Genomic DNA, 17,108 nt, shown 5'->3' with positions numbered 1-17,108 from the left:
CCGTGCCCTCCGCGGGCGGGGTCGGCGACGGGCGCCGGGACACCGACCCCGCCGGTGGTGGCGCCCGCCGCCGGGGCACCGACCCCGCCGCCGGCGGTGCCCGCCGCGATGACGCTGCCGCCGGCGGTGTCTGCCGGCACCGTGGGGTCGAGCCGCTGCAGCGCGTGGCGCATCGCCGCCACGTCCGTGGCGGTGACGACGTCGTGCTGCTCGGCCATGTCCCGACGGTATCGGCGAGCACCGACATTTCGTTGAGATGGCGGGGAAAAGTGGCTCTCGATCGGTGGACCGAGACCACCCGGGTGAGACCTGTGGAGCACCGTCGCGTCGGGCCGGACCGAGGCTGCCTGGCACACCGCGGCACCCCGCGGTGTCTTGGGGGTGAGCACTCGAGACAGGGAGAGACACATGACCACCACGACCCACATCGTCGTCATCGGCGGCGGCTACGCCGGCGTCATGGCCGCCAACCGGCTCACCCGGCGCGACGACGTCGCCGTCACCCTGGTCAACCCGCGGGCGACCTTCGTCGAGCGGATCAGGCTGCATCAGCTCGTGGGTGGCACGGACGACGCCGTCGTCGACTACCGGGAGGTGCTGGCCGGTCGCGTCCGGCTCGTCGTCGACACGGTCACCCGGATCGATCCCGACGCGCGGCGCCTCTTCCTGGCCGCCGGTGAGCCCCTGACCTACGACTACCTCGTCTACGCCGTCGGCAGCCGCAGCGCCGCGCCCGGCGTGCCCGGAGGTGCGGAGCATGCCTACCCCCTCGCCGGGCTGGAGCAGGCGCAGCGGCTGCGCGCCGCACTCGACGACGCCCCTGCGGACGCCCCGGTGACCGTGGTCGGCGGCGGACCCACCGGCATCGAGACCGCCACCGAGCTCGCCGAGGCCGGCCGCACCGTCACGCTCGTCGCCGGTGAGACGCTCGGCCCTTACCTCCACCCCCGTGGCCGGCGCACGTTGCGCCGCCACCTGGCCGCGGCCGGGGTACGGGTCGTGGAGGGCCCCGGCGCGACCGTCACCTCCGTCGCCCCCGACGCGGTGGCGCTCGCCGACCGTCGCCGGCTGACCAGCGCGGTGACCGTGTGGACGGCCGGCTTCGGCGTCCCCGACCTGGCGGCCCGCAGCGGCCTGCGCACCGACGACGCCGGTCGGCTGCTCACCGACGAGACGCTCACCAGCCTGGACGACCCGCGCATCGTCGCCACCGGTGACGCCGCCGCGCAGTCCGGACTGCCCTACCGGATGAGCTGCCAGGCCGCGGTCCAGCTCGGCCCGCAGGCCGCGCAGACCGTCCTCAGCCGGCTCGCGGGCGAGCGGCCGGCCCCGGTCGAGGTCGCCTTCGTCAGCACGTGCCTGAGCCTGGGGCGGCGCTCCGGCCTGCTCCAGCTCGCCCGACGTGACGACACCGCCGTCGGGCTCCACCTGGGCGGCCGCGGGGGCGCCCGCATCAAGGAGCTCATCTGCGCAGGCACCGTGTGGCAGCTCGCCCACGAGGCACGCCGGCCGGGCCGACACGACCTGTGGGCACGCGACCCGCGTCGCCGCGCGCTCGTCGACGCCGCCCCGGCCGTCCCCGCCCGGTGAGCGGGCAGCCTACGGTGGAGGAGCCGTCGGCGAGGACGCAGGAGCAGCCGTCGGAGGGCGGAGAGAGCCGCCGGCGAGGACGGAGGGGGAGATGGGCGGGCACACCGAGCAGGCGACCGCGGTCTTCGTCGCCCACCGCAACCTGCTGTTCACCGTCGCCTACGAGATGCTCGGCTCCGCCGCGGACGCGGAGGACGTCCTGCAGGAGACCTGGCTGCGCTGGGTGGCCGTCGACCCGGACCGCGTACGCGACGCCCGGGCCTATCTCGTCCGGGTCACCACCCGCCAGGCGCTCAACCGGCTGCGCACGCTGCGCCGCCGGCGCGAGGCATATGTCGGGGCCTGGCTGCCCGAGCCGCTCCTCACCTCCCCGGACGTGGCCGAGCACGCCGAGCTCGCCGAGAGCGTGTCGCTCGCGCTCATGCTCGTCCTCGAGACGCTGAGCCCCACCGAGCGCGCCGTCTTCGTCCTGCGCGAGGTGTTCGACGTCGACCACGCCGAGATCGCCGCCGCCGTCGACAAGAGCCCGGCCGCCGTCCGGCAGATCGCCGCCCGTGCCCGGAGACACGTCGCCGCCCGCCGGCCCCGCGAGGTGGTCGACCCGGCGGAGGCGCAGGAGGTCGTGGCGACGTTCCTCCGGGTGGTCGAGAGCGGCGACGTCCAGGCGCTGCTCGACGTCCTGGCCCCCGACGTCGTCTACATCGCCGACGGCGGCGGGGTGAAGCAGGCGGCGCTGCGCCCCATCGTCGGGGCCGACAAGGTGGCCCGGTTCGTCGTCGGGACGCTGGCCAAGTTCCCGGGCGTCTTCACCACGGTGCCGGCGCTGGTCAACGCCGCCCCGGCGCTCCTCGTCCACCTCGACGGCGAGCTCGACGGCGTCATCGCCCTCCACGTCGAGAGCAGGCGGGTGGCGGGCATCTACTACGTGCGCAACCCCGCCAAGCTCGGTGCCCTGACCGCCCCCGCACCGCTGAGCCTGGGCTGACCGCCGCGTGGTGCTCGGGGGCGGCCTACCCTCGGGACATGACCTCGACGCTGCTGCCCGACGACCTCCTCGACCGCATCCGTGCCCGCGCGGCCGGTTACGACCGCGAGAACGCCTTCTTCACCGAGGACCTCGCCGAGCTCGTGGCGGCCGGCTACCTCAAGGCCATGGTGCCCACGGAGCTGGGCGGGGCCGGGCTCACCCTCGAGCAGATGACCCGGGAGCAGATGCGGCTCGCCGGTGCTGCGCCCGCGACGGCGCTGGCGGTCAACATGCACCACGTGTGGATGGGGGTGGCCCGCACGGTGCGCGCGCACGGCGACAGCTCCTGCGACTTCATCCTCGAGGAGGCCGCGGCCGGCGAGGTGTTCGCCTTCGGGGTCTCCGAGGCCGGGAACGACCTCGTCCTCTTCGGCTCCACCAGCGAGGCCGTCCCCGACGGCCAGGGCGGGTACTCCTTCCATGGCACCAAGATCTTCACCTCCCTCTCCCCGGCCTGGACCCGGCTGGGCACCTTCGGCACCGACACCAGCGGTGACGACGGCCCGCACAACGTGTGGGGCTTCGTCACCCGTGACGGCGGGGGCGTGGAACCCAAGGACGACTGGGACGCCATGGGGATGCGGGCCTCCCAGTCCTCCACGACGGTGCTGCGCGGGGCCCACGCACCGGCCGACCGGATCGTGCGCCGCATCCCGCCCGGTCCCACGATGGACCCGTTCATCTTCGGGATCTTCGCCAACTTCGAGATCCTCCTCGCGAGCGTCTACGTCGGGATCGCGCAGCGGGCGATCGACGTCGCCGTCGAGCGGGTGAGGACGCGCCGGTCGCTGGCGAACGACGGCGCCCCCTACGCCCACGACCCGGCGATCCGCTGGCGGCTCGCCGACGCCGCGATCCAGCTCGACGGCATCTACCCGCAGCTCGCCCAGATCGCCCGCGACGTCGACGAGCTCGCCGACCGCGGCGACCTGTGGCTCCCGCAGCTGTCCGCCGTCAAGGCCCGCGCGACCGAGGCCGCCAAGGACGTCGTGGAGAAGGCGGTGCGGGTCTCGGGCGGGGCGTCCTACTTCAACCGCAGCGAGCTCTCCCGGCTCTACCGCGACGTGCTCGCCGGGATCTTCCACCCCAGCGACGACGAGTCCGTGCACAACGCGTGGGCGAACGTGCTGCTCGGGCCCGTCGAGGAGTGAGGCTCGGGGCGGCGTGTGATGGCAGGTGACCAGCCACCGCCCGCCTCCTACGATGGGCCGATGGGATCTCTCTCCGAGGAGCAGACGGCGAAGGTCATCGCGCTGGCCATGGACCTCGCCCGGCAGGGCGAGACCACCGAGCTCATGGAGTTCCTCGACCACGGCCTGCCGGTCGACGTCCAAGACGCCGAGGGGAACACGCTGCTCATGCTCGCCGCCTACCGCGGCAACCTGGAGACCGTGCAGGCCCTCATCGCCCGCGGCGCGGACGTCGACCTGCGCAACAACCGGGACCAGTCACCGATCGCCGGCGCGCTGTTCAAGGGCGAGGACGAGATCGTCGCCGCCCTCGTCGCGGCCGGTGCCGACCTCGACGGTGGTACCCCGAGCGCGCGGGCCACGGCCGAGATGTTCGGCCGCACCCACCTGCTGGAGTAGGTGCGCACCGCGCTGAGCTCCTGCGCCGCAGTGAGCTGTCGCGACAGGTGAGTTCTCCCGGGAACGGGCGAGGCCCGGACGACCGTGGCGGTCGTCCGGGCCTCGACGTGTGCGTGCCGGGTCAGGCGTTGGTCGGCACGTTGGACGGGTTCGGCTCGAGCTCGTCGAGGCGGCCCTCCTTGAGCGCCTCGACCGCGCGGCGCACACCCTCGCCGTAGGCCGGGTCGGCCAGCGAGCAGTTGCGGATGTGCCGCTCGATGGTGGCCTCCGAGGCGCCGTTCATCGCGCGGGCGGTGTTGGCGAACAGGCGCTGCTGCTCCTCCGGGGTCATGAGCCGGAAGAGGTCGCCGGGCTGCTCGTAGTAGTTGGAGTCCTCCTCGCGGTAGTTGAACCGGTCGGCGACGTCCCCGACGGCCTGGCTGGGCTCGCGGTACGACGGGTCCGCCTCGAGGCGGCCGTAGCTGTTCGGGGTGTAGGCGGGCGCGCCGCCCCCGTTGCCGTCCACCCGGCCCTGGCCGTCACGGTGGAAGGTGTTGACGAACTTCGCGCCGCGCGGGTAGTTCACCGGGATCTGGTGGTGGTTCACGCCGAGGCGGTAGCGGGCGGCGTCGCCGTAGGAGAACAGGCGGCCCTGGAGCATGCGGTCGGGGGAGAACCCGATGCCGGGCACGATGTTGGCCGGGGTGAAGGCGACCTGCTCGACGTCCTGGAAGTAGTTCTCCGGGTTGCGGTTGAGCTCGAACTCACCGACCTCGATGAGCGGGTAGTCCTTCTTCGACCACACCTTGGTCAGGTCGAACGGGTGGAAGCGGTAGGTCTCCGCCTCGTGCTCCGGCATGACCTGGATGTAGAAGGTCCACTTCGGGTAGTCGCCGCGCTCGATCGCCTCGAAGAGGTCGCGCTGGTGGGACTCGCGGTCCTCGCCGATGAGCTTGGCGGCCTCGGCGTCGGTGAGGTTCTTGATGCCCTGCTGCGTGCGGAAATGGAACTTCACCCAGAAGCGCTCGTTCTGCGCGTTGATGAAGGAGTAGGTGTGCGACCCGAAGCCGTGCATGTGCCGGTAGGTGGCCGGGATGCCGCGGTCGGACATGACGATGGTGACCTGGTGCAGCGCCTCGGGCAGGTTGGTCCAGTAGTCCCAGTTGTTCTCCGCCGAGCGCAGGTTGGTGCGCGGGTCACGCTTCACGGCGCGGTTGAGGTCGGGGAACTTGTGCGGGTCGCGGTGGAAGAACACCGGGGTGTTGTTCCCCACCATGTCCCAGTTGCCCTCCTCGGTGAAGAAGCGCAGGGCGAAGCCGCGGATGTCCCGCTCGGCGTCGGCCGCGCCGCGCTCACCGGCCACGGTGGAGAAGCGGGCGAACATCTCGGTCTGCTTGCCGACCTCGGAGAAGATCGCGGCCTTGGTGTACTTGGTGATGTCCTGGGTGACGGTGAAGGTGCCCCACGCGCCGGAGCCCTTCGCGTGCATCCGCCGCTCGGGGATGACCTCGCGGTCGAAGTGGGCGAGCTTCTCCAGGAACCAGACGTCCTGGAGCAGCATCGGCCCGCGCGGGCCGGCGGTGACGGCGTTGTCGTTGTCCCAGACGGGCGCGCCGGCGGCGGTCGTGAGGGGCAGGTTCTTGTGGCCGTTGTTCTCGGCGGTCATTCCTCAGCTCCTTGTGTGGGGAAATCCGGGTTTCGGGCGTGCTCCCGTCAGGGCGGCGTCCGCGCCCCGACGTCACTCGGCGGTGGTGCGACAGGTGGGGCAGGTGCCCCAGAAGAGGACCTCGGCGGTGTCGATGGCGAAGCCGTGGTCCTCACCGGCGGTGAGACAGGGGGCATGCCCGACGACGCACGGCACGTCACCGATCGCGCCGCAGCTGCGACACACGACGTGGTGGTGGTTGTCGCCGCGAAAGAGCTCGAACCGGCCGGGGGAGCCGTCGGGCTCGATGCGACGCAGGATCCGGGCGTCGGTCAGCGCGTGGAGGACGTCGTACACGGTCTGCGTGGAGACGGTGCCGATCCGGTCGTGGACCGCGGCACGGATCTCCTCCGCGGTGGCGTGCGGACGCGCTGCGACCTCGGCGAGCACTGCCAGGCGCGGTGCGGTGACCCGGAGGTCGGCCGCGCGCAGCAGCTCGGCGTGGTCGGTGGTGGGCATGTGTCGACAGTAGTCGTTTATCTGGAAGTGTTCAAGTCTTGGGATGTGTCGGAACAGTGCGCACGGACACCCCGGACCGTGCCATCATCGGGCGATGACCACGACGAGCGGCGCGTACCCCGAGGGGTCCTCGACCCCGTCGATCATCGTCCGTCAGGCCCTGCCGGCAGATGCGCGTCGGATCTTCCAGATCGTCGAGCCCTACGCCCAGGAGCGGGTCCTCATCGCCAAGGACCTCATCGCCTACTTCGAGGACATCCAGGAGTTCCTCGTCGCCGAGCTGCCGGACGAGGACGGGCGTTGGCACGTCGTGGGGTGCGGCGCCCTCCACGTCATGTGGGACGACATCGCCGAGGTGCGCACCCTCGCCGTCGACCGTGCCTACCTGCGCCGGGGAGTGGGCCGGCACGTGCTCAGCGCCCTCATCGAGCGCGCCCGAGCGCTGGGCCTGCAGCGCGTCTTCTGCCTCACCTTCGAGGTGGAGTTCTTCCAGCGGATGGGGTTCGAGGTCATCGAGGGCACGCCGGTGGGGACCGACGTGTACCAGGAGATGCTGCGGTCGCACGACGACGGCATCGCCGAGTTCCTCGACCTGGCCCGGGTCAAGCCGAACACGCTGGGCAACTCCCGGATGCTCCTCGAGCTCTGACGGCGACCGCGTCCCCGGCAGGCTCAGCGCGCCGCGGCGGCGACCCGACGGCGCACGAGCAGGACGACGACGGCGAGCTGGGCGGTCACGGCCGCCAGCGCCAGCACGAGGAGCGCCACACCCGGCGCGGCGACGGTCCACCCGGCTGCGGCGCCCACGCACCACACGAGCACGGCCCGGCCCACCAGACGGAGCCGGTCGTGGGTGGCGGTGAGCGCAGGCCCCACCGGGCGGCCGGCGAGAGCGGCGCGCAGCCCGAGCCCGGCGACCACGGCACCGGCCAGGGCGAGCAGCTGGCCCCCGCCGAGGACGGTGACGACCGGCGGCGTGAGGACGGGGTCCGACCCGCTGAGGGCGAGGATGGCGCCGGCCACGACGGCCAGGCCGAGGCAGGCGGCGCCGCAGCCGAGGACGGCGTCGCGCAGGGCCCGGATCGCGCGGGCCAGCCGCACGTCGGGCGGCACGAGGGAGGGGCTGTCCACCCCAGCACCCTACGCGGGGCGGGGCCGGCATCGGGTCGTGCCGCCGTCCGTCGAACCGCCCGACGGGGCAGGACGCCGACGCCCGCCGGCTCAGGTCGGCAGCGCGTAGCGGCCGGCCACCGGCTCGGCGACCAGCCCGTCGACGAGGAGGGAGGCCAGCGCCCGCTCCGGTTGTCCCGGGTCCGTGGAGGCGGTGCGCAGCGGGGCGAGCAGCTCGTCCTCGGCCAGGGAGGCGCCGTCGGGCAGTGCCCGGAGCCGGGCCATGATCCGGCCGCGGGCCTGCCGGTCGGTGCCGTGCCAGGGCTGCCCGCGGCGGCGGTGCGCGTCCGGGTCGGCCGGGGCGCCGGCGAGCCGCCACCGGCAGCGGTCGGCCACCGGACAGGCGTCGCAGCGCGGGGCGCGGGCGGTGCAGACCTGGGCGCCGAGCTCCATGACGCCCTCGTTCCACCGCACCGACAGTGCCGCGTCTTGCGGGAGCAGGGCGGCGGCGCGTCGCCGCTCGGCGACGGTGAGGCACGGCGGGGGCAGGGCGCGGCCCTCGACCACCCGGCCGAGCACCCGCCGGACGTTGGTGTCGAGCACCAGGGCACGGCGGCCGTGGGCGAAGCTCGCGACCGCCGCCGCGGTGTACTCGCCCACCCCGGGCAGGGTGCGCAGCTCCTCCTCCGTCATGGGCACCGCCCCGGCGAACCGCTCGACGACGGCGGCGGCGCACTCCCGCAGGCGCAGCGCACGCCGCGGGTAGCCCAGGCGCTGCCAGGCGCGCAGCACGTCGGCGGGGGCGGCGGCCGCGAGGTCGTGCGGGCGGGGCCAGCGCGCCATCCACTGCTCCCACACCGGGGCGACCCGGGAGACCGGGGTCTGTTGGGACATGACCTCGCTGACGAGGACCCCCCACGGCGTGGTGCCGGGTCGGCGCCACGGCAGGTCCCGCGCCTGCACGGCGTACCAGGAGATCACCGTCGTGTGGAGGTCGGCGAACACGCTCACAGTGTGCCCGCTCCCCGGCGAGGCACCCCCGCCGCTGCCGTTCGGCTGCCTACCGTCGTGGTGTGAGCAGTACGTCGCCCCACCGCCGCCCCACCCGGCCCACACCCGCCGTCTACCGCCGGCGCCGCCTCGTCGCGCTGCTCGTCCTGCTGCTCCTCCTCGCCGGCGTCACCTGGGGGGTGACACTGCTGCTCGGTCGCGGTGACGCCGCCGACGCCGCCCCCGCCGCGGACGGTGCCGACCAGCCCACGGCCGAGGCCACACCGACCGCGCAGGAGCCGGCCTCCGGGGAGGTCGTCCCGTGCCTCGCCCAGGACGTCGACACCGTCCTCGTGCTCGACCCGCCCGCCCCGGCCCCCGGCTCCGCGGTGCGCTTCCGGGTGACCCTGCGCAACACCGGCGAGCAGCCGTGCCTCCTCGACGCCGGGCCGGCGAGCCTCGTCGCGTCCGTGACCTCCGGCTCGGACCCGGTGTGGAGCTCGGCGCACTGCGCCGACGACGCCACCTACGAGCTGCTCCTCGACACCGGCGCGGAGTCCGCGGTGACCGTGACGTGGAACGGACGCCGGTCGGCCGAAGGCTGCCCCGGGGACCAGCGCGCGGCCGCCGCCGGCACCTACCGGGTGTCCCTGTCGCTCGCCGGAGAGCCGCTCGGCCCGGAGCGTGGCCGCGTCTTCACCGTCGGCTGACCCCGCCGAGGGGCGCGGCGTGCGTCAGACGTAGCGCTCGAGGATGGAGGACTCGGCGAGGCGGGAGAGCCCCTCGCGCACGGAGCGGGCGCGCTGGGGGCCGATGCCGTCGACCTGCTGGAGGTCCTCGGTGCTCGCCGCGAGCAGCTTCTGCAGCGGTCCCAGGTGCTCCACCAGCGCGGTGACCACCGAGGACGGCAGCCGCGGGATACGCGAGAGCATCCGGTACCCACGCGGGCTCAGCGGGTCGTCGAGCGACTCGCCGTCCGGGCCGCCGATGCCCAGGGCCCGGGCGATCGCTGACATCTCGATGAGCTCGGTGGAGGTCAGCGCCGCCAGGCGGGCCCGGATACCCGCGACGCCCTCGGTGGGCCGGGCGCCGTAGTCGCGGATGATGTACTCGCGGTCCGGCGCCAGCCCGCCGATGAGCTCGTCGAGCTGCAGGGACAGCAGCCGGCCGTCGGCGCCGAGCTCGACGACGTACCCCTCGATCTCGGCCGAGATGCGCGAGACCATCTCCAGCCGCTGGACGACCGTGGTGACGTCACGGACCGTGACGAGGTCCTCGATCTCGAGGGCGGCGAGGGTCCCGGAGACCTCGTCGAGGCGGGCCTTGTACCGCTCGAGGGTGGCCAGCGCCTGGTGGGCGCGGGACAGGATGGCGCTGGAGTCCTCGACGACGTGCCGGATCCCGCCGACGTAGAGGGCGACGATGCGCATCGACTGGCTGACGGTGATCACCGGGTAGCCGGTCTGCTTCGCCACACGCTCGGCGGTGCGGTGCCGCATCCCCGACTCCGAGGTCTCCACGCTGGTGTCCGGCATGAGCTGGACGTTCGCCCGGCGGATGCGCTGGCGCGCGTAGTCGACGACGACGGCGCCGTCCATCTTGGCCAGCTCGCGGAGCCGGGTGGCGGAGAACTCGACGTCGAGGTCGAACCCGCCGGAGCAGATGCTCTCGACGAGGTCGTCGTAGCCCAGGACGATGAGCGCCCCGGTGCGTCCCCGCAGGATCCGTTCCAGGCCGTCGCGGAGCTCGGTCCCCGGCGCGACGGCCTGCAGGGTCGAACGCAGCAGCTTGTCCGCCTGCTCGGGCACGTGGTCTCCTCCGGTTCGCGGTGCGGAGCGTCGCGGCCACGCCCCGTGCGTATCTTACGGCGCGGGACGGGGCCGTTCGGCCCGCTCGGCCCCCGCGTCGGCGGCCCGCTCGGGCAGCACGGCGAGCAGCGCCTCCTGGACGTTGGCGACGGGCAGCACGCGCACACCGTCCACCGGGCGCAGCTGGTCCGCGCCGTGGTGGGGGACGAGCACGGTGGTGAACCCGAGACGGGCGGCCTCGCTGAGCCGCCGCTGCACGCCGACCGTGGCGCGCACGTCCCCGGTGAGCCCGACCTCCCCGACGGCGACGACGCCCGGGAGCAGCGGCCGGTCCGCGGCGGCGCTGGCGACCGCCAGCGCGACGGCGAGGTCCACCGCCGGCTCGACCGCCCGCGCGCCCCCGACCGTGGAGACGTAGACGTCCCGGCCGGTGAGGTCGAGGCCGAGCCGGGCCTGCAGGACGGCGAGCGTCATCGCGGTCCGCGAGCCGTCCAGGCCGGACGTGGTGCGCCGCGGGTTGCTCAGCGAGCTGGGGGCCACCAGCGCCTGGATCTCCGTGGGCATCGGCCGCCGCCCTTCCAGGCTCACCGAGGCGCACGTACCGGGCACGGTGGTGGTGCGCGACTCGGACAGGAACAGCCCCGAGGGGTCGGCCAGCCCGCGGATGCCGGTGTCGGACAGCTCGAAGCAGCCCACCTCGTCGGTGGGGCCGTACCGGTTCTTCGTGGCGCGCAGCAGCCGGAGCCGGGAGTGGCGGTCACCGTCGAACTGGCACACGACGTCGACGAGGTGCTCCAGCACCCGGGGCCCGGCGAGCGAGCCGTCCTTGGTCACGTGCCCGACGAGGATCACCGGGACGTGCCGCTTCTTCGCGGCGCCGATGAGCGCCGCGGCCACCTCCCGGACCTGGCTCACCCCGCCCGCCGCGCCGTCGACCTCGCCGGAGGCGATGGTCTGCACCGAGTCGACGACGACGAGCGCCGGCTCGGCGGCCTCGATGTGGCCCAGGACGGTGGCCAGGTCGTTCTCCGCGGTGAGCAGCAGCCGCGGGGCCAGGGCCCCGATCCGTTCGGCGCGCAGCCGCACCTGGCTGGCCGACTCCTCCCCGGTGACGTACAGGACGGGACCGTCGCCCTGCCGGGCCGCCCGGGAGGCGACGTCGAGCAGGAGGGTCGACTTGCCCGCCCCGGGCTCCCCGGCGAGGAGCACGACGGCGCCGGGCACGATGCCGCCGCCGAGCACGCGGTCCAGCTCCCCGACGCCGGTGGGCCGCGCGCGGGCGGTGTCGACGTCCACCTCGGCGATGGGCTGGGCCGCGACGGCGGGACGGGCGGCGGAGGTGGTGCGGACCGTGGTGGTGGCTCCGACCTCGGAGACGGTGCCCCACGCCTGGCACTCCCCGCAGCGCCCGACCCACTTCACGGTGCTCCAGCCGCACTCCGTGCAGCGGAAGGTGGGGCGTTGCTGGGTCCTCGTGCTCATGCGCTCGACCTCATGAGCTCGACGGTAGCGTGCACCCCCGACAGCGCCGGCTACGGCGCGGCGGGCGCGACCGCGTCGATCCGGAACGTCAGCGTGTGCTGCTCGCCGGGCGCGAGCTCGACGAGGTCGACACCGGAGTTGAACGCGTCCGGGGGGCACGTCATCGGCTCGACGGCCACGCCGCGCCGTCCGACCAGCTCGCCGGTGTAGATCTGCAGCCACGGCGCGGCGGCGTGCAGCCGGACCCGGAGGTCGGACTGTGCATCGGTGAGGCTGACGGTCCGTGCGGGACAGGCTCCTGCAGGTCAACCCGTCGGCGATGCCGACGGCCGCGGCCCTCCTCCTCTTCGTCGTCATGCTCGTCTACGGCGAGCTCACCTACGGCGGGATCTTCCAGTACAACACCCTGTCCAACCTCCTCATCAACAACGCGCACCTCCTCATCCTCGCGGTGGGGATGACCTTCGTGATCCTCACCGGGGGCATCGACCTCTCGGTCGGGGCGGTCATCGCCTTCTCCAGCGTCGCCGGGGTGATGCTCGCGAACGCGGGGTGGAGCCCGTGGCTCGTGATCCTCGCGATGATCGGTGTCGGACTGCTCTTCGGGGCGATCGCCGGCGCGCTGGTCGAGTTCTTCGACGTCCAGCCGTTCATCGCGACACTCGCGACGATGTTCCTCGGCCGCGGCCTCGCCTCGATGCTCAGCACGACGCCCGAGCGGCTCGCCGACGACTCGCCGATCCGCCTGCTCTCGCAGCGGATCACCCTCGTCGACGGGCCCGGGGTCAACGACCTGCAGCTCACCGCGGGCGGGATCATCGCGGCCCTCGTGCTCGCGGGCGGGTTCTTCGTCCTCCACCGCACCCGCCGCGGCCGGACCACCTACGCGATCGGCGGCTCGGAGAGCGCCGCCTCACTCATGGGTCTGCCGGTGCGGTCGACCAAGCTCATGGTCTACCTCGTGAGCGGGGGCCTGTCCGGTGTGGCCGCGGTGGTCTACACCTCGCGCCTCGGCATCGCCCAGAACATCACCGGCACGGGGTGGGAGCTGGACGCGATCGCCGCCGTCGTCATCGGCGGCACCCTGCTCACCGGCGGCGCCGGGTTCGTCCTGGGCTCCGCCGTCGGGGCGCTCGTCCTCGGCCTGATGAACCTGCTCATCGTCCGCGACGGCGGGATCAACCCGGAGATGACCACGGTCATCACCGGCGCGATCCTCCTCGTCTTCGTCCTCCTGCAGCGCGCGGTGACGATGAGGCGCTCGGACCTGTAGGGGGCCGAGCGGCCGCAGGCGGAACGTCGGATACACGGGCGCGGACCACGGGGGTCGACGGCGCACGCCAGGAAGAAGGAGCGGTATGAGACTCAGCGAGCTGACACCACAGGCACGAAGGGCCGTCGCGGAGACACGGCAGCGCGTGAGCGACCTCCACGCCGAGCTGCCGCGGAACGGGCTGGTCGTGTGGACGGCCGGGAACGTCTCGGAGCGGGTCCCGGGGGCGGACCTCTTCGTCATCAAGCCGTCCGGGGTCTCCTACGACGAGCTGTCCCCCGACGTCATGGTCGTGTGCACGCTCGACGGGGCCAAGGTCCCCGACGACGGCACACCCGCCGACCTCGTCCCGTCCTCGGACACGGCGGCGCATGCCTACGTGTACCGCCACCGGCCCGACATCGGGGGCGTCGTCCACACCCACTCGACCTACGCCACCGCCTGGGCGGCCCGCGGCGAGGAGATCCCCTGCGTGCTCACGATGATGGCCGACGAGTTCGGCGGCCCGGTCCCGGTGGGCCCCTTCGCCGTCATCGGGGACGACTCGATCGGCCGGGGGATCGTCGAGACCCTCGCCGGCAGCCGGTCCCCGGCCGTGCTCATGCAGAACCACGGGCCCTTCACGGTGGGCAAGGACGCCCGCGCCGCCGTCAAGGCCGCCGTCATGGTCGAGGAGGTGGCCCGCGCCGTGCACATCGCCCGGCAGCTGGGTGAGCCGATCCCCATCGACCAGCAGGACGTCGACTCGCTCTACGACCGCTACCAGAACGTCTACGGACAGGGCGCCGCAGCGTCCGGAAATGAAGGATCACGATGAAGAACCCGTTCGAGTCCCGGGAGATCTGGTTCCTCACGGGCAGCCAGGACCTCTACGGCGAGGACGTGCTGGAGCAGGTCGCCGACCAGTCCCGGACCATCGTCGCCACGCTCGACGACGCCGCCGAGATCCCCGTACGGATCGTGTGGAAGCCCGTGCTCAAGGAGCGCGACGGCATCCGCCGCATCGCCCTCGAGGCCAACGCGGACGACGCGTGCGTCGGCGTCATCACCTGGATGCACACCTTCTCGCCGGCCAAGGCCTGGATCCTCGGCCTCGACGCGCTGCGCAAGCCGCTGCTCCACCTGCACACGCAGGCGAACGTCGCGCTGCCCTGGGCCGAGCTCGACATGGACTTCATGAACCTCAACCAGGCCGCGCACGGCGACCGGGAGTTCGCCTACATCGCCACCCGCCTCGGGGTGCCCCGCAAGACGGTGGTCGGCCACGCGAGCGACCCGGTGGTCCACCGCAAGGTCGCCTCCTGGGCCCGGGCGGCGACCGGGTGGGCGGCCGCCCACGAGCTCAAGGTGGCCCGCTTCGGGGACAACATGCGCGACGTCGCGGTCACCGAGGGCGACAAGACGGAGGCGGAGCACCGACTGGGCGTCTCGACCAACACGTGGAGCGTCAACGAGCTCGTCGAGCGGGTCGACGCCGCGCGGGAGGAGGACGTCGACACACTCGTCGCCGAGTACGACGCGACCTACGACGTCGCGCCGGAGCTCGGCCCCGACGGCGACCGGCGCGACTCGCTGCGCTACGGGGCCCGGATCGAGCTGGGCCTGCGCTCCTTCCTCGAGGAGGGCGGCTTCGGTGCCTTCACGACGAACTTCCAGGACCTCGGCGGGCTGCGGCAGCTCCCGGGCCTCGCGGTGCAGCGGCTCATGGCCGACGGCTACGGCTTCGGCGCCGAGGGGGACTGGAAGACGGCCGTCCTCGTGCGCCTGGCGAAGGTCATGGGCCACGGCCTGCCCGGCGGGGCGTCGCTCATGGAGGACTACACCTATGAGCTCACCCCCGGGAAGGAGAAGATCCTCGGGGCGCACATGCTCGAGATCTGCCCGTCCCTCACCGAGCAGCGGCCCCGGCTGGAGATCCACCCGCTGGGGATCGGCGACCGGGAGGACCCGGTGCGGCTCGTCTTCGACGCCGACCGTGGGCCGGGCGTCGTCGTCGCGCTGTCCGACATGCGCGACCGCTTCCGGCTCACGGCCAACGTCGTGGAGATCGTCGGGCCGGACGCCGAGCTCCCCAAGCTGCCGGTCGCCCGCGCGGTCTGGCAGCCGCAGCCGTCCTTCGCCACGTCGGCGGAGTGCTGGTTGGTGGCGGGGGCTGCCCACCACACCGTGATGACGACCCAGCTGGACGTCGAGACCATCGAGGACTTCGCCGACATCGCGCGTATGGAGCTGGCCGTCATCGACGCGGGCACCACCACCCGGGACTTCGCTCGGGAGCTGCGCTGGAACCAGGCCTACTACCGGTTCGCCGAGGGGCTGTGAGCCGATGGCGTCGTGGCGCCGGGGGTGTGCCCGCGCCTTCGGCGCACGTCCGAAGGCGTGCCGTCGGGCCGGGCGACCCACCCGGTCGAGCCGCCCGGATCATATCGGAAGAATGGGCGGCTGATTTTGTAGTTCCACGCGACTATGCCCTTGTTCCCGGTGCCGGGACTCGCTAGCATCGAGATGAGCCTGTCGATCTGATCGGATCCCTAGCCAGCAAAGGTGCCATGCAACGTGCTCACATCATGTCCGCTGCCGTCACCGTGCCTCGGCGCGGCACCGGCAGCGGAGGGTCCTCCTCGGTCCCGGAGCGCTGCATGCGCAGACAACGGCTCGTTCCTCGTCGGGCGGGAGGAACGCATGGAGGCGCGCCGGCGAGCGGGCGCGCAGCTCGGGACGGCCGACGTGGTCCGTGTTCCCGTGCATCCCGGGCGCCCGGAAGGTCCGGACGCCACGATTCGGCTCGGCCACCGGCCGGCCGGGGACTGGAGACATGCGAGATGAACAGGAGAACGCTCCTCGCCCGCGCAGGGTTCGGCGTCGCGGGGGCAGTGCTCATCACCGGCGCCGCGGGACTGGCGGTCGCCGACGAGATTGACGGCAGCGACGTCGCGGTCGACGTCGAGATCGAGGCGCTCCCGACGGAGGGGGCGCTGACCATGAGCGTCGCCGCCGGCTCGACCTCGCTCACCGAGGTCGAGTCCGACGACCAGGAGCTGCGGCAGTTCGACGGTGTGCTGCCGACGGTGACGGTCACGGACGACCGGGAGGACGTGCCGGAGGGTGTGTTCTGGTACGTCACCGGCCAGTCCTCGGCCTTCACCGCGGCCGGCGTGCCGGACATCGGTCCCGACCAGCTGGGGTGGCGCCCCCGCCTGCTGACCGAGGAGAACGGGGAGGTCGCACCGGGTGACGAGGTCGTCACCTCACTCGACGAGCCGACGGCGGGCGACAACAACGTCGGACTGGTCGGCGAGGAGCTCCTCGCGCTGGCCCTCGACTCGTCCGAGGCACGGCCGGTGGGGGAGTGGGAGGCCACGGCCGACCTCTTCCTCAAGACCGAACGGGACGTCGCCCCCGGAAGCTACTCGGCCACCCTCACGCTCACGCTGTGGGAGGACGCGTACTGATCGGTGCGCGACCCCTGCTCGCCGCCGCACGCGACGAGCGTCGGGGTCGACGACCCACGGACGTGTCCGGGTCCGACGACCGCCGGGTCGTCAGCACACCCTCGCTGCGGCGGGGTAGCCCGGACCGTCCCGCGGGGCAGCGGACGGTCGCCCGCGGGTGACCGCATGACAGCTCGTCGCCGGTACCCCGGTCGGGGCGACGCGCGCTGCGGTCACGACAGCTGCACCGCCACACCCGACCGACGGTAGACAACCCAGCGCATGGGCGAGCACCCGGCATGACCGGCGTCATGCCCGCTCGACCCGTGCTCCGACCCATGGGGCCGCGCCGATGTCGGCGCCTCCCCAGCATCCAGACCGCGGACCAGAGTCGGTCCGACGGCGTACTCGAACGCGACGTCAAGGAGGAACCGTGCTCAGAAGATCCACCCGAAGCTGGGGGTTACGAGCCGCAAGCTCGTTGCTCGCCGGCGCGCTGGTGGTGCCGCTCGCCATGAGCGGTGCCAGCGCACATCCCGGGCATGACGAGGAGGCAGGGGAGTTCAGCGCCCTTGTCTTCAGCAAGACCGCTGCCTTCCGGCACTCCTCGATCCCCGCGGGGATCGCGGCGATCCAGGAGCTGGGCGAGGAGCACGGCTTCACCG

At 73.1% G+C, this 17,108-nt stretch carries 19 protein-coding genes; 11 read left to right on the top strand and 8 right to left on the bottom strand.

Annotated features, from left to right (window positions below):
* Positions 1-218: hypothetical protein (locus tag Q0195_RS11440; protein WP_299278548.1), on the bottom strand; the 218-nt coding region annotated here is incomplete at its 3' end.
* Positions 219-408: 190 nt separating this feature from the next.
* Here Q0195_RS11440 and Q0195_RS11435 point away from each other — a divergent pair.
* The 4 genes from Q0195_RS11435 (at position 409) to Q0195_RS11420 (ending at position 4,206) form a co-directional block, all read left to right on the top strand.
* Positions 409-1,590, top strand: a complete 1,182-nt coding sequence (locus Q0195_RS11435; RefSeq protein ID WP_299278545.1) for an FAD-dependent oxidoreductase — start codon at positions 409-411, stop codon at positions 1,588-1,590.
* Between the two features lie 91 nt (positions 1,591-1,681).
* Complete coding sequence (locus Q0195_RS11430; RefSeq protein ID WP_299278543.1) at positions 1,682-2,575, top strand: RNA polymerase sigma-70 factor; 894 nt, start codon at positions 1,682-1,684, stop codon at positions 2,573-2,575.
* 38 nt (positions 2,576-2,613) lie between these two features.
* The gene (locus Q0195_RS11425; RefSeq protein WP_299278541.1) at positions 2,614-3,768 is read left to right on the top strand and encodes an acyl-CoA dehydrogenase family protein; all 1,155 of its coding nucleotides are present in this window, start codon (positions 2,614-2,616) and stop codon (positions 3,766-3,768) included.
* Positions 3,769-3,828: 60 nt separating this feature from the next.
* Positions 3,829-4,206 carry an ankyrin repeat domain-containing protein gene (locus Q0195_RS11420; protein WP_299278538.1) on the top strand — a complete coding sequence of 126 codons (378 nt, stop codon included), beginning with the start codon at positions 3,829-3,831 and terminating at the stop codon, positions 4,204-4,206.
* 121 nt (positions 4,207-4,327) lie between these two features.
* Here the strand turns inward: Q0195_RS11420 and Q0195_RS11415 are convergent, their stop codons facing one another.
* The gene (locus Q0195_RS11415; RefSeq protein ID WP_299278536.1) at positions 4,328-5,851 is read right to left on the bottom strand and encodes a catalase; all 1,524 of its coding nucleotides are present in this window, start codon (positions 5,849-5,851) and stop codon (positions 4,328-4,330) included.
* Positions 5,852-5,923: 72 nt separating this feature from the next.
* A complete protein-coding gene (locus tag Q0195_RS11410) occupies positions 5,924-6,349 on the bottom strand; it encodes a Fur family transcriptional regulator (RefSeq protein WP_299278533.1) in 426 nt (141 codons plus the stop codon).
* 94 nt (positions 6,350-6,443) lie between these two features.
* Between Q0195_RS11410 and Q0195_RS11405 the strand changes: the two genes are divergently transcribed.
* Positions 6,444-6,998 carry an amino-acid N-acetyltransferase gene (locus Q0195_RS11405; RefSeq protein WP_299278531.1) on the top strand — a complete coding sequence of 185 codons (555 nt, stop codon included), beginning with the start codon at positions 6,444-6,446 and terminating at the stop codon, positions 6,996-6,998.
* Between the two features lie 23 nt (positions 6,999-7,021).
* Here the strand turns inward: Q0195_RS11405 and Q0195_RS11400 are convergent, their stop codons facing one another.
* Complete coding sequence (locus Q0195_RS11400; protein ID WP_299278529.1) at positions 7,022-7,480, bottom strand: hypothetical protein; 459 nt, start codon at positions 7,478-7,480, stop codon at positions 7,022-7,024.
* Between the two features lie 90 nt (positions 7,481-7,570).
* Complete coding sequence (locus tag Q0195_RS11395; protein WP_299278527.1) at positions 7,571-8,464, bottom strand: A/G-specific adenine glycosylase; 894 nt, start codon at positions 8,462-8,464, stop codon at positions 7,571-7,573.
* Positions 8,465-8,532: 68 nt separating this feature from the next.
* Here Q0195_RS11395 and Q0195_RS11390 point away from each other — a divergent pair, with 68 nt between their 5' ends.
* Complete coding sequence (locus tag Q0195_RS11390) at positions 8,533-9,159, top strand: hypothetical protein (protein WP_299278524.1); 627 nt, start codon at positions 8,533-8,535, stop codon at positions 9,157-9,159.
* A gap of 24 nt (positions 9,160-9,183) precedes the next feature.
* Here the strand turns inward: Q0195_RS11390 and disA are convergent, their stop codons facing one another.
* Genes disA through Q0195_RS11375 form a run of 3 tightly spaced genes read right to left on the bottom strand, consistent with a single transcriptional unit; the run spans position 9,184 to position 11,978 of the window.
* On the bottom strand, positions 9,184-10,257 hold the full coding sequence (gene disA, locus Q0195_RS11385) for a DNA integrity scanning diadenylate cyclase DisA (protein ID WP_299278521.1): 1,074 nt from the start codon (positions 10,255-10,257) through the stop codon (positions 9,184-9,186).
* A 54-nt stretch (positions 10,258-10,311) separates the two neighbouring features.
* Positions 10,312-11,739 (bottom strand): DNA repair protein RadA, encoded by a 1,428-nt coding sequence (gene radA / locus Q0195_RS11380; RefSeq protein WP_299278518.1) that lies wholly within the window; start codon positions 11,737-11,739, stop codon positions 10,312-10,314.
* A 50-nt stretch (positions 11,740-11,789) separates the two neighbouring features.
* Positions 11,790-11,978 carry a hypothetical protein gene (locus tag Q0195_RS11375; protein WP_366518101.1) on the bottom strand — a complete coding sequence of 63 codons (189 nt, stop codon included), beginning with the start codon at positions 11,976-11,978 and terminating at the stop codon, positions 11,790-11,792.
* Between the two features lie 44 nt (positions 11,979-12,022).
* Here Q0195_RS11375 and Q0195_RS11370 point away from each other — a divergent pair, with 44 nt between their 5' ends.
* The 5 genes from Q0195_RS11370 to Q0195_RS11350 form a co-directional block, all read left to right on the top strand.
* A complete protein-coding gene (locus Q0195_RS11370) occupies positions 12,023-13,012 on the top strand; it encodes a sugar ABC transporter permease (RefSeq protein WP_366518100.1) in 990 nt (329 codons plus the stop codon).
* An 85-nt stretch (positions 13,013-13,097) separates the two neighbouring features.
* Positions 13,098-13,829 (top strand): L-ribulose-5-phosphate 4-epimerase, encoded by a 732-nt coding sequence (locus Q0195_RS11365; RefSeq protein WP_299278515.1) that lies wholly within the window; start codon positions 13,098-13,100, stop codon positions 13,827-13,829.
* Entirely contained in the window at positions 13,826-15,334 is a 1,509-nt protein-coding gene (araA, locus tag Q0195_RS11360; RefSeq protein WP_299278513.1) for an L-arabinose isomerase, read from the top strand. Before Q0195_RS11365 ends, araA begins: the two co-directional genes overlap by 4 nt.
* Before the next feature lie 500 nt (positions 15,335-15,834).
* Positions 15,835-16,464 (top strand): hypothetical protein, encoded by a 630-nt coding sequence (locus tag Q0195_RS11355; protein ID WP_299278510.1) that lies wholly within the window; start codon positions 15,835-15,837, stop codon positions 16,462-16,464.
* A 412-nt stretch (positions 16,465-16,876) separates the two neighbouring features.
* A partial coding sequence (locus Q0195_RS11350) for a hypothetical protein (RefSeq protein ID WP_299278508.1) occupies positions 16,877-17,108 on the top strand: 232 nt, incomplete at its 3' end.

Source organism: uncultured Georgenia sp. (assembly GCF_937958535.1).
Lineage (GTDB): Bacteria > Actinomycetota > Actinomycetes > Actinomycetales > Actinomycetaceae > Oceanitalea.
This window is presented reverse-complemented; position numbering and strand designations above follow the sequence as displayed.